The organism is Exiguobacterium sp. E17S (assembly GCF_057772545.1).
Map to the genome: position 1 here is coordinate 1,509,925 of NZ_JBYLRU010000001.1, position 12,774 is coordinate 1,522,698.

Here is a 12,774-nt window from a genome sequence, read left to right on the forward strand (position 1 = left end):
GGTTTTGCCGTGATGTCAGGCGGTGGTATCGGATTAATTTTAGTCATTATCTTATTTGCGGTTCTAGCGATTGCTGGTTTCGTCTATCTCATCATCTCACTGATTGATATGTGGAAAGCGTATTCGCGTAATCAAGATCAAACAGCTCTCTTATTCTTCATCATCTCGATCATCGGAATCTTCATCAGTGGTTCATTCATCTCCTATGTCCTCGCGATCATTTTCTATTGGAATCGCGCACGTGGAAAGAGTTGGCTCGGAATCGGTCTGATTCTCGTTTCGATCGTTCTTGCAATCATCGGTGTCATTACCTTACTCTCGTTCGGTTACGACATGAATAATATCGAGAACATGAACTTCGACGAGCCGATGATGGATCAGGATTACGATTATTGATGTAAGCTACACCCATCTTCTTATGAGGATGGGTGGTTTTTTTATGTAGCTGACGAAACCCCGCTCGCGTGACTCCTACAGGAAAAAGCGCGGACATCCGCGCTGTCAGAGACAAACGAGACCCGGCTACTCGTTCCTAGAACGACGTAGCCGCGGCTTGTGTCTCGCCTGAGGAAAGCACGCAAAGCGGATGCGACGTCATAAGAAAAACGCAACCTCTTTTTCAAGAAGTTGCGCTGGTATGCTTATAATGCTTGTGGACTGAGGTGAACACCATGCGTGACCGAAATCGTACCTGTCTTCGTATCCGCTTCAACCTCGATTTTTGGTGAGCGACCGCGACCTGATACGAAATGGAGCTTCCGGTTGACGATCTCTTTTTGATCCCGGATTAATTCCATGTCATCGAGGTTGCAATTGAGACCACCGAAGTTCGTCTCAAGCTCCCCGTACACTTCTGCGCCGTGTGGCAACATCAAAGCGATGCTTCCGGCAAGCGACGACGCTTTGACCTTCGCGTTTTGCACGGTCTTCAGCTCACAGCGGACGTTTCCGTTCGCTGTTTTCAGTTCTGAACGTTCGAAGACACCTGTCGTGATGATTTGTCCGTTGGCTGTCTTCGCCTTCAAGACTTTCAACTCCGACTCTTCGATTTCAATCGAACCGTTCGCTGTCGATACTTTGACATCCTCACTGAACAGGTCACGGACGTTGACTCGACCGTTTGCTGTCATCAGTTGAGCGGATGTCGTATCGAGTGACGTCAACGAAATTTCCCCGTTCAACGTCTGTAAGACGAATGATTCGTAATGACGGCGTGGTACTTTCAGATGGACTGTCGCACGGACACTCTTATCCTTCAAGCGGATTGAGAGTGTGTTCGCTGAGACCGCGTGTTGAACAGCGGCTTGAAGTTGCTCAAGCGCCTGTTCTTCCGTCACCTGTTGGCGGCGGAGTGGACGTCCTGTCACCGTCAATTCGCATTCTTCAAGATCACTCGGTTCAACGACCAAGTTCGCATTGAACAGATCGACGTGAACCGTCTCACCGCTGAACGGGAATTGTTTGACGTAGGTGACGTTCGGACCGGACGCCTGATTAAGCGAAAGATCACTGTCCTTGATCCGGCTGACGAGATTATCGAACGCTGACATGACTTTCGTCGTCAGTGAATCGACGGAATACTGGTCGACCCGATCATATTGTTCTGGTTCATCGACGTACTTATGTTCACTTGCAGAAGTAGCACGTTCGTCGATTGATTCGAGTCGCTCGAGTTTATCGAGTGCCTCATCAATCGTTAACTTTCCTTCTTTGACTTGCTCCAATATCAATTGACGCATATCTTGCTTCATGAACCGTTCCCTCCTATTCTTGAACCTCAAACGTGTGTTACATGATACTTTCGTTTAAGTTCCCTTAGTTCCTCCCTACGAATCCTCATCCACAAAAGTTTCACGATTCAATTCGTGCCGCGTCGCGTTCAAGGACAGGTGCGAGGTATCGTCCCGTGTAGGATGCTTCAACTTCAGCGATCTGTTCCGGTGTCCCGGCAGCAACGATCGTTCCGCCACCGTCGCCACCTTCAGGTCCAAGATCAATCAAGTAGTCTGCCGTCTTGATGACATCTAAGTTGTGTTCGATGACGAGCACCGTATCACCATTGTCGACGAGACGTTGCAAGACTTTCAAGAGACGCGCGATATCGTGGACGTGGAGTCCTGTCGTCGGCTCATCGAGAATATAGATCGTCTTCCCAGTCGAGCGCTTATGCAACTCGGACGCGAGTTTAACACGTTGCGCTTCCCCGCCGGACAGTTCCGTCGCGGGTTGACCGAGACGCATGTACGTCAGACCGACGTCAGCAATCGTCTGTAATTTCCGCGTGATCTTCGGAATGTTCTCGAAGAAAGCAAGGGCATCTTCAACCGTCATCTCAAGCACGTCGGCAATCGTCTTGCCTTTATATTTCACTTCGAGTGTTTCGCGGTTGTAACGTTTCCCGTGACAGACTTCACACGGAACATACACGTCTGGTAAGAAGTGCATCTCGATCTTGATGATCCCGTCGCCACGACACGCTTCACAACGTCCACCCTTGATGTTGAAACTGAAACGTCCTTTTTTGTAACCACGGAGTTTCGCTTCGTTCGTTGAAGCAAAGACGTCACGAATGTCATCGAAGACACCCGTATACGTTGCTGGGTTCGAGCGCGGTGTCCGACCGATTGGTGACTGGTCGATGTCGATGACCTTATCGATTTGATCCAGACCGGTGATCCCTTTATGGGCACCCGGTTTTTCCTTCGCCCGGTTCATCTCGTGCGCAATCGTCTTATAGAGAATTTCATTGATCAACGTCGATTTCCCGGAGCCCGAGACACCGGTGACGGCGACGAACAGACCCAGCGGAATGTCGACATCGACGTTCTTCAAGTTGTTTTCCGATGCTTTGTGGATATGGAGCATCCGACCGTCTGGCTCTTTGCGTGTTGATGGAACAGGAATGAACTTCTTCCCGGACAAGTATTGACCAGTCAACGAGTTCGCATCCTGCATCAACTCTTCCGGTTTCCCGGCTGCCGTAACGAATCCACCGTGATCGCCGGCACCAGGTCCGATATCGATCAAGTAGTCGGCTGCCATCATTGTGTCTTCATCGTGTTCGACGACGATCAACGTGTTGCCGAGATCACGCATCGCCTTCAGCGTATTGATCAGACGATCATTATCACGTTGGTGTAAACCGATCGATGGTTCATCCAGAACGTAGAGGACGCCCGTCAGACGCGAACCGATTTGTGTCGCAAGACGAATCCGTTGCGCTTCCCCACCGGACAATGTCCCCGCTGCGCGTGAGATCGTCAGGTAATCGAGACCAACGTTCTCAAGGAACGACGCCCGTTCGTGAATCTCACGAACAATCATCCGCGAAATCGTCTGATCCTTCTCACTTAATTTCTCCGGCAGTTCGTCGAAGAACATGACCGCTTGTTTGACGGACATCTTCGTCACTTCACCGATATGGTGATCGGATACTTTGACGGCGAGCGATTCCCGTTTCAAGCGGTGTCCTTTACACGTCGGACACGCCTTCTTCGCCATGTAGCCTTCCATCTGTTCCCGGATATAATCAGACGACGTCTCCTTGAAGCGACGTTGTAAGTTATTGAGAACTCCTTCGAAGTAGAGGTTCGTATTTCGGACCATCCCGAAGTCATTCTCATAACGGAAGTGAATCTCTTCCTTCGTGTTTCCGTTCAAGATCGTTTCGCGATGTTCTTCTGACAATTGTTCGAACGGTGTATCCATATCGATCTTGAAGTGGTCACAAACCGCTTTAAGCAATTGTGGATAATACTGCGAGCTCGTCGGTTCCCACGCTACGATTGCCCCTTCGTTCAATGACTTATCAGGATGCGGCACGACGAGATCAACATCGACCTCAAGCTTCGTTCCGAGACCATCACATGATGTACAAGCACCAAACGGTGAGTTGAACGAGAACATCCGTGGTTCGAGTTCGCCGATTGAGAAGCCACAAATTGGACAAGCATGATGTTCGCTGAACAACAATTCGTTGCCGTCCATCGTATCGACGATGACCCGACCATCCGCGAGGCGAAGTGCAGTCTCGAGTGAATCCGCAAGACGGGCTTCGACATCTGGTCGCACGACGACACGGTCGACGACGACTTCGATCGAGTGTTTCTTGTTTTTCTCAAGCGTGATCTCTTCGGCGAGATCCATCGTCTCTCCGTTGACGCGAACGCGGACGAAGCCTTCCTTCTTCAAATCGTCGAGCACCTTGACGTGCGTTCCTTTACGCCCGGAAACGATTGGCGCGAGGATTTGCAGACGAGTCCGCTCCGGCAACTCCATCACTTGGTCGACCATCTGACTGATCGTCTGGCTCGAAATCTCGATTCCGTGATTCGGACAAATCGGTTTACCGATCCGTGCGTACAATAGACGCAAATAATCATAGATCTCTGTGACCGTTCCAACTGTTGAACGTGGGTTTTTACTCGTCGTCTTCTGGTCGATTGAAATTGCTGGACTCAGTCCTTCAATCGTGTCGACATCCGGTTTATCCATCTGTCCGAGGAACTGACGGGCATAGGCAGATAAACTTTCGACATAACGCCGTTGTCCTTCCGCGTAAATCGTATCGAAGGCAAGCGATGATTTCCCTGACCCAGACAAGCCCGTCAAGACGACGAGCTGATCGCGGGGGATTTCGACATCGATGTTTTGTAGATTATTGACGCGAGCGCCTTTGATGATAATCTGATTTTTCTTTTCTCCCAACTTAGGCACCTGCTTTCAATTCTAATATGAGGTCGCGGAGCTCAGCAGCTCGTTCGAACTGCATGTCTTTCGCCGCTTGACGCATCTCTTGGTCGAGCTGCTCAAGCAACGTTTCGCGCTCCGGTTTTTTGAGTTTGTTGAACTTCTCGAGTTTTTCGACGGTGTCGTCGCTCTCGATCGTCGTACTGATGACACCACGGACATCCTTTTTGATCGTCTGCGGCGTGATGCCATGTTCTTCGTTGAACGCCATCTGGATTGCGCGACGGCGTTCCGTCTCATCGATTGCGCGTTGCATCGAATCGGTGACTTTATCAGCAAACAAGATGACGTGTCCTTCCGAGTTCCGCGCCGCCCGACCAATCGTTTGAATCAGCGAACGGTCCGAACGGAGGAAGCCTTCCTTATCGGCATCAAGAATCGTCACGAGTGAGACTTCTGGAATATCGAGTCCTTCTCGTAATAAGTTGATCCCGACGAGGACATCATATTTCCCGAGCCGCAAGTCACGTATGATTTCAATCCGTTCCAGCGTCTTGATCTCCGAGTGCATATAGTTGACCTTGACACCATTCTCTTTCAAGTAGTCGGTCAAGTCTTCTGCCATCTTCTTCGTCAGTGTCGTCACGAGAACACGTTCGTTCTTCGCGACCCGGTCACGGATGTTATCCATCAAGTAATCGATTTGTCCCGTGATCGGATGAATCTCGATCGTTGGATCAACGAGACCGGTCGGACGGATGATTTGCTCGACCATCTCTTTTGAATGTTCGAGTTCATACGGTCCTGGTGTCGCCGAGATATAGATCGCCTGACTGACTTTTTCCTCGAACTCCTCGAACCGTAACGGACGGTTGTCTTTTGCCGACGGAAGACGGAAGCCGTGATCGACGAGGACTTGTTTCCGCGCCTGGTCTCCGTTATACATCCCGCGAATTTGCGGCAGTGTGACGTGCGACTCATCGGCAACGAGTAAGAAGTCTTTCGGGAAGTAATCGAGCAACGTATACGGTGTTGCCCCTTCCGGCATCAAGTTCAAGTGACGCGAGTAGTTCTCGATTCCGGAGCAATAGCCCATCTCCCGCATCATCTCAAGATCATAGTTCGTCCGTTGTTCGAGCCGTTGCGCTTCGAGCAACTGATTGTCTTCGCGTAGCTTCGCAAGCTGGACCTCTAGTTCCTTCTCGATGTTCGCGATCGCCTTCTGCAGACGGGTATCCCCCGTCACGAAGTGGGACGCCGGGAAGATTGAGATGTGCTCGCGGTCCGCAACAATCTCACCTGTCAGCGGATCCATATCACGGATCCGTTCGATCTCGTCACCGAAGAACTCGACACGGACACACTGTTCGTCGCGTGACGCCGGGAAGATTTCGACGACGTCTCCGCGAACGCGGAACCGTCCGCGCTGGAAGTCGATGTCGTTACGCTCATACTGAATGTCGATTAGACGACGGAGCATCTCGTTACGCCCCATCTCATTACCGACACGCAGTGACAAGACGTGATTGTTGTACTCTTCCGGGTTACCGAGACCATAGATACACGAAACAGACGCTACGATCAAGACGTCCTCCCGTTCGAACAGGGCGGACGTCGCCGAGTGACGTAGTTTATCAATCTCATCGTTGATCGAAGAGTCCTTCTCAATGAACGTATCCGTCGATGGAACATACGCTTCCGGTTGATAATAATCATAAAAACTAACGAAGTATTCGACCGCATTGTTCGGGAAGAATTCCTTGAACTCCGAGTAAAGTTGTCCCGCTAGTGTTTTGTTGTGGGCAAGGACGAGCGTCGGTTTCTTGATTTCCTTGATGACGTTCGAGACCGTGAACGTCTTCCCGGTACCGGTCGCCCCAAGCAACGTCTGATGTCGTTCGCCTTGTTTTAGCCCAGTCACCAATTTTTCGATTGCCGTCGGCTGATCACCGCCTGGCTCAAATGGTGAAACGAGTTCAAAATCCATCGTTTGCTTCCCCCTCATCACGTAAAAAATCTATTTTTATTGTACCACTTTACGAACAAACATTCGATTATGAAGTGCTCCTTTTAGGAAGTTACCCTTTTTTTCGAAAATGCAAAAGTTTCTTTTTGCTTCGAGTGTTGATCCTCGATTTTTCTGCCGACAAAAAAATCCCCGTCACGGCTGTTCCGTGACAGGGATGTACTCGTTAATGCAAGGACCGCACTTTAGTGCGACCATGGACCGGCTCGTTGACGAACAGAATACCAAGTTCATGATGATCTTGTTCATAGAAGGCACGTTGCGCAAACCGGATGTCGCCGTTATGGTTCATGACTTCAAGACGCAGATACGGTTTGTGTTTTTGGATGGCTTCGTAGAACGATGTTTCCGAATCGACCTTCTCACCATTGACTTTATAAATCGCTTCGCCCGGAATCAAGCCCATCTCGGCAGCTGGTTTATCAGGTAGCGTTCCGAGTATGACGGCACCACGCGTTCCATTGAGGAACAATGGTGTCTGTGCCCGGTTCAAGCGTTTGACCCGCTGATGCAATAGGATGTGCAGGACGAGCAACAAGACGATCCCGTACAGCCATTCAGCTTGTCCGGTGACGTATGCAAGAACCGTCAATAGAATCGCGACGAGACTCGTAATCAACCGTCCTTGAACGAGCGGACGCATCAATTCTTTCGGCAACTTACCCGTAAAGAGGAAGCTGAAGCCGATTGGTAACCAGAGAACGATCGGAACGAGCTCTGGGAAGCTGTAACGTGGCCACCAAGCTTCAAGCACGTCGCCCGGAACAAAGACGAGCAAGGGCAATAGCCAAAGTTTATTCGCTGACAGCCCACCGATGAAGCGACCACGCTTCGAAACGACGAGTGACGGTGACAGGCGTCGTTGTCCGCGCCACCAGACGAGGAGACATTCCGCGACGAGCGTTAACGTCGCAAGCAATAAAATCATTTTCGGCTCAACCGCTCGAACTGGATCAAGACGTGAATCCATTAGGAACCAGCCGGCAAGTCCAAGCAAGACGATCGGCCAAAGCGGTACGTTCAAGCGAACGATCCCGACCAACAGCAAGACGCTCGAGAGTCCAAGTAACAACAGAGCGTATTGCGGCGTCAGCGTCAATCCGAGCCAGCCACTGGCGACGGATAAGACGAGACCAATTAGTAACCCGGGTAAAAGTGTTTCGAGTACATCGCTTCGTTTACCGTGTGTCCGGGAGCGAAATAGTCCACGTTCCCGTTTGACACGCCGGATGCCGATGACCCAACTGACAAGGAGTGCTAACCACAAGGTCGGACTGGCGATGAGACTAATCGCGGTCCAACCAATTTCATCGAGTAATTCCACGCGCATTCAGACCTCTTTCCATTCCTTATTATTGAGCAGCGACCTCGAGTGCTTTTTTCCGCTGGACGTCATTTTTGTCGTCCTCGAGTTTCTTCAGGAGACGCGTCTCCATCTCACCCGCTGTCTGCTGATCGATTTTTCCAGTGACGTCGAGTTTCGCATCCTTTTGTAAGGCTTCGACGGCTTGCTTCATCGTGTCACCAAAATACCCATCCTGTCCTTTTGGCTCGTAACCGATTGCTTCGAGGACTAAGTGAGCGTTTTCGACCGATTTACCGTAGTCACCGACTGCAAGTGACTTCTGATCAGTCAGGATCTTCGTGACGTTGAAGTATGCTGGTTGCTTGACTTCGATCGTCGGTTCGACCCCTTTTTTGTGAATCCAGTTGCCGTCCGGCGTCAGCCATTTGTTCGTCGTCAACTTCAAATCACTACCGTCCTTCAGATCATACGCACTTTGGACGATGCCTTTACCGAACGATTTCGTACCAACGACCTCAGCCCCGGCACCTTCCTTCAGACCGGCTGCCAGAATCTCGGACGCGGACGCGGATCCGCCGTCTTCGAGCACGACGATGTTATAAGGTTTCTTCTCGTCTGCCTTCCCGAATTCCTGCTGGCGCTCGCCTTTATTGTTCTCGACTTGATAAATCGGAACGTCCTTCGGAATGAACGGTGCAATCATGCTTGAGACAGCCGTTAAGAGACCGCCCGGATTTCCGCGAACGTCGATGACGAGTCCATCGATGTTTTGACTCTCGAGTTTCGCGAGCCCCTTCTCGAACTCTTTAGCCGTCGGTTCTGAGAACTGCGTCACTTGCAAGACGCCAATCTTCTTCCCGTTGACGTCCTCGGTCGACGTATAGACCGTTTCGATCGGAATCGTATCCCGTTTGATCGTGATGTCCATCGCATCTTGTCCACTACGTTGAATCGTCAGGACGACGTTCGTTCCTTTTTCACCACGGATTTTCTTGACCGCCTGATCCGTCTTTTGCCCTTTCGTCGACTTACCGTCGATTTCTAAGATGACGTCACCAGGTTTGATCCCGGCTTTTTCAGCGGGTGATCCCTTAATCGGTGAGACGATGACGATCGATTCACCTTTTTGTTCAAGCGTCGCACCAATCCCTTCGAAGGAAGACGATAGATTCGTATTGAACGATGCTGTCTCCGACTCGTCCATATAGACCGAGTATGGGTCGTCGAGCACTTCCGCCATGCCAGATAGCGCACCGTCCAGCAGTTCTTTATCTGTCACGTCCTCTAGATAATTCTGTTCGATCATTTGACGAACCTGATCAACTTTTTTCCAATCACCCGTCGCATTCGCCGACGACGATGACGTCGAGACAGGATCCGTTCCGCCAGCCGCTAACATTCCGACGGCGCCTGCCCCTAAACCAAGCCCGAAGGTACTGACCGCGATGACTGCTGTTGTAGATTTTTTCACGCTTGATTCCCCACTTCCGTTAAAAAACGCAGTATTTTTTTCAGTATAGCAAAAAAAGATAGGTTACCCTATCTTTTCGGTATTCTATGGGATGTCAAAAGATGTACGGTGCCGGGTCGACTGCATTCGGTTGTCCGACCGCCCACTCTCCCTTATGCAATTCGAAATGTAGATGCGGTCCTGTCGACCAGCCGGTTGAGCCAAGCGTCCCGATCGTTTGACCAGGCATGACCGTTTGTCCCGCCGACACACTGATTGAGTCAAGATGCGCATAGACGGTCGTATAGACCTGTCTGTCAATCAAATGCGTCACCATGACGACATTCCCGTAACCGGTCGCACTACCGGCACGGAGGACGATCCCTCCTGCTGCCGCATGAATCGGGGTTCCTTTCGCATTGACGAGATCGATGCCCGTATGCAACTCCGGTTTCCCTGTCAATGGATTATTCCGCGGACCAAATGGTGACGACACATAACCTTTGACTGGTAAGTGGAATGGTCGACTGACGTCGACATCAGCACTCGTATCCGGTGTTGCACTTGGCGTCTCGGTCTCAGGAACCGACGTCTCTGTTTTTGGTGTCTCTGCTTTCGGTGCTTCTCCTTGTTTCTGTTCCTGCGCCGCTGCCTCTCGTGCAGCTTCAGCAGCTTCTGCGGCTTCTGCTTGACGCTTGGCTTCTGCTGCCCGTGCCGCTTCCTCGGCTTTGCGTTTCGCTTCTTCTTTTGCTTTCCGTTCCGCTTCTTGCAGAGCAATCAATTCGTTTTGAATCAGACGACGCTGATCCGCGAGGATTTCCGCCTCTTCGGCTTTCGAGAACTGCTCTTGTTGCAGTTCCTTGACCTTCGTGTTCAACTGGACGACGAGCTTTCGCTTCAAATCAGACTCCGCGATGATCCGCGTCTGAAGCACGAGTAACTTCCGTTGTTCCTGTTTCATGCTCTCCAGTAATAACGCTTGTTCCGAGCGTTGTTCGTTCAGCTGCTTGACGTTCGCCTTATAGGCTTGCAAGACATTATCATCTTGCTTGATGATCTCACTGACCGTACTGAAACGCGAAATCAAATCACCAAAATCCTTCGCATCGAGCAGGACCTCGATGTATTTGACGTCTCCTTTTTGCTGGACGGCACGCAATCGGCTTCCGAGCAAATCTTCTTGCTGATGCAGTTCCTTCAACGTCTCGGAAATCGCTTCTTCCGTCAGACGCAATTGTTCCTTAGATGCAGCAACAGCCGCTTGTTGATCGGCTATTTTAAGCGCTAAATCATCCAAACGGCTGTTGACTTCATCCAGTTGCGCACGGGCTTCCTTGCGCTCCTGTTTCGTCAAGATCAACTTCTCTGATGTCTGATTCTGTGATCGTTCCGTCTCTTTCAGACGACTTTCGACCTCCTGTTGTTCCTTCAGCAAATCTTCTTTCGACGCGGCATCAACGGACACACTAGTTCCAATCAAAGCTAAGCTCAGGACGGCAGAATAGAATCGGACTTTCATGAGAAGCATCTCTCCTCTATTTTATTTTTGAGTGAATCACTTAAATCTTCAAGAAACGACCGAGTGATGTCGTAGATCCCCATACACCGATGAATGCACCGAGTCCGAGCAGGATCAAGACGACTTGTGCCGACAGTTCACCTGGCGGAATCAGCGAGAAGATTCCCGCATTCACGGTAGCAAGTTGCGGTTGGATCGCGTTGTATGAGACTTCGTAACCGAAGTAGACGACGACGATCGGGATGATGGCACCTAATATGCCCATCAATAATCCTTCGACGAAGAACGGTGCACGGATGAATCCGTTTTTCGCTCCGACAAGGCGCATGATCTCGATTTCCCGGCGACGGGAGAAGATCGTGACTTTGATTGTGTTCGAAATGAGGAACATTGCCATGAACGTCAAGCCGACGATCAGAACGATTCCACCGATCCGAACTCCTTCAAGGAAGTTAAACATCTTTTTAACATAGTCCTTACCATATTCGACACTATCTACATTTTCCATTTTTTTGATGGAATTTGCAAGTGTTTCTGTTTCTTTTGGTGAGGTAGCTTTGACGATATATCGGTCGTGAAGCGGGTTATCCTTTTCAACCGACTGGTAGGCTTGTGATCCTTCGCCAAGTTGCTCCTTGAAGCGGTCCAGTTCTTCTTCTTTCGAACTATAACGAACAGAGTTGACACCCGGCATCTGCTTGAGGGAATCACCTACTGCATCAATCTTCGACTGGTCTGCTTCCCGTTCGACGAATACTTGGATTTCGACGTCTTTTTCGACGTTATCGGAAATCTTGTTGACGTTGAACATGAGCATTGCGAATATTCCTACGAGAAGTAAAGTGACGGTAACAGCACTGACAGAAGCGAATGTCATCCAGCCGTTCCGGACGAGACCTTTTGCCCCTTCCCGTAAATGACGGAATCCATTAAACTTCATAGCCGTACATTCCTTTCTCTTCGTCTCGGACGATTTTTCCTCCGTCGATCGCTAAGACACGATGACGCATCTTGTTAACGATATCCCGGTTGTGTGTCGCCATTACGACCGTTGTCCCACGGCGATAAATCTCTTCGAATACTTCCATGATCTCCCATGCTGTATCCGGGTCCAGGTTCCCAGTCGGCTCATCGGCGATGACGAGTGACGGACGATTGACGATGGCTCTCGCGATCGAGATCCGTTGTTGTTCGCCCCCAGATAATTCGTCCGGATAGTTACGCTCTTTATGTTTGAGCTTCACGAGATCGAGGACCTCGAGGACTTTCTTCCGAATTTGTGATTTGTCTTCTCCTACGACTTCTAGCGCGAAGGCGACATTTTCATAAACCGTCAATGACGGGAGTAGTTTGAAATCTTGGAAGATGACGCCGATTTGGCGACGAAGTTCGGGGATTTGACGGTTCTTCAGCTTACCGACTTCGATTCCTTTAAATAAAAATGAACCGCTCGTTGGTTTCTCTTCGCGGTACATCATTTTCATGAATGTTGATTTACCCGCACCCGACGGACCGACGATATAGACGAATTCGCCTTGATTGATCGTCAAATCGACCTCACGGAGTGCCGTGACGCCGTTCGGATAAATCTTACTGATTCGTTGCATCTTGATCACGTACTTCACATCCTTACTTATTTACTGATGCTGAATGGATAGGTCCAAAAACCTACCGACCACCATTATAACAGGGACAAAATTGAACGCACATTACAATCAAATGTCATTTCAGGCGATTATACCACAAAAAAGAGGCACGAATGACGAACACATGTCGTGTGTGTC

Annotated in this window: 9 protein-coding genes; 1 reads left to right on the forward strand and 8 read right to left on the reverse strand. The window is 50.2% G+C overall.

Features of this window, described 5'->3' with window-relative positions; translation table 11 throughout:
• The first annotated feature begins 12 nt into the window (after positions 1-12).
• Positions 13-396, forward strand: coding sequence for a hypothetical protein (locus AC3B4V_RS07830; RefSeq protein ID WP_064299418.1), 384 nt, complete (start codon positions 13-15; stop codon positions 394-396).
• A 245-nt stretch (positions 397-641) separates the two neighbouring features.
• On the opposite strand, the gene AC3B4V_RS07835 is transcribed toward AC3B4V_RS07830, so the two are convergent.
• From AC3B4V_RS07835 to ftsE, 8 genes are all read right to left on the reverse strand, one after another.
• Positions 642-1,751, reverse strand: a complete 1,110-nt coding sequence (locus tag AC3B4V_RS07835; RefSeq protein WP_064299417.1) for a DUF4097 family beta strand repeat-containing protein — start codon at positions 1,749-1,751, stop codon at positions 642-644.
• A 100-nt stretch (positions 1,752-1,851) separates the two neighbouring features.
• Complete coding sequence (gene uvrA, locus AC3B4V_RS07840) at positions 1,852-4,707, reverse strand: excinuclease ABC subunit UvrA (RefSeq protein ID WP_133207887.1); 2,856 nt, start codon at positions 4,705-4,707, stop codon at positions 1,852-1,854.
• Between the two features lies 1 nt (position 4,708).
• Positions 4,709-6,676, reverse strand: coding sequence for an excinuclease ABC subunit UvrB (uvrB, locus tag AC3B4V_RS07845; protein WP_023469235.1), 1,968 nt, complete (start codon positions 6,674-6,676; stop codon positions 4,709-4,711).
• A 205-nt stretch (positions 6,677-6,881) separates the two neighbouring features.
• Positions 6,882-8,045, reverse strand: a complete 1,164-nt coding sequence (locus AC3B4V_RS07850; RefSeq protein ID WP_064299415.1) for a PDZ domain-containing protein — start codon at positions 8,043-8,045, stop codon at positions 6,882-6,884.
• Positions 8,046-8,067: 22 nt separating this feature from the next.
• Positions 8,068-9,492 (reverse strand): S41 family peptidase, encoded by a 1,425-nt coding sequence (locus AC3B4V_RS07855; protein WP_488378076.1) that lies wholly within the window; start codon positions 9,490-9,492, stop codon positions 8,068-8,070.
• 94 nt (positions 9,493-9,586) lie between these two features.
• Positions 9,587-10,990 (reverse strand): peptidoglycan DD-metalloendopeptidase family protein, encoded by a 1,404-nt coding sequence (locus tag AC3B4V_RS07860; protein WP_488378077.1) that lies wholly within the window; start codon positions 10,988-10,990, stop codon positions 9,587-9,589.
• Positions 10,991-11,030: 40 nt separating this feature from the next.
• Positions 11,031-11,930, reverse strand: coding sequence for a permease-like cell division protein FtsX (ftsX, locus tag AC3B4V_RS07865; RefSeq protein ID WP_488378078.1), 900 nt, complete (start codon positions 11,928-11,930; stop codon positions 11,031-11,033).
• A complete protein-coding gene (gene ftsE / locus AC3B4V_RS07870; protein WP_029342495.1) occupies positions 11,920-12,606 on the reverse strand; it encodes a cell division ATP-binding protein FtsE in 687 nt (228 codons plus the stop codon). The genes ftsX and ftsE overlap by 11 nt, the downstream gene beginning before the upstream one ends.
• Between the last annotated feature and the right edge of the window lie 168 nt (positions 12,607-12,774).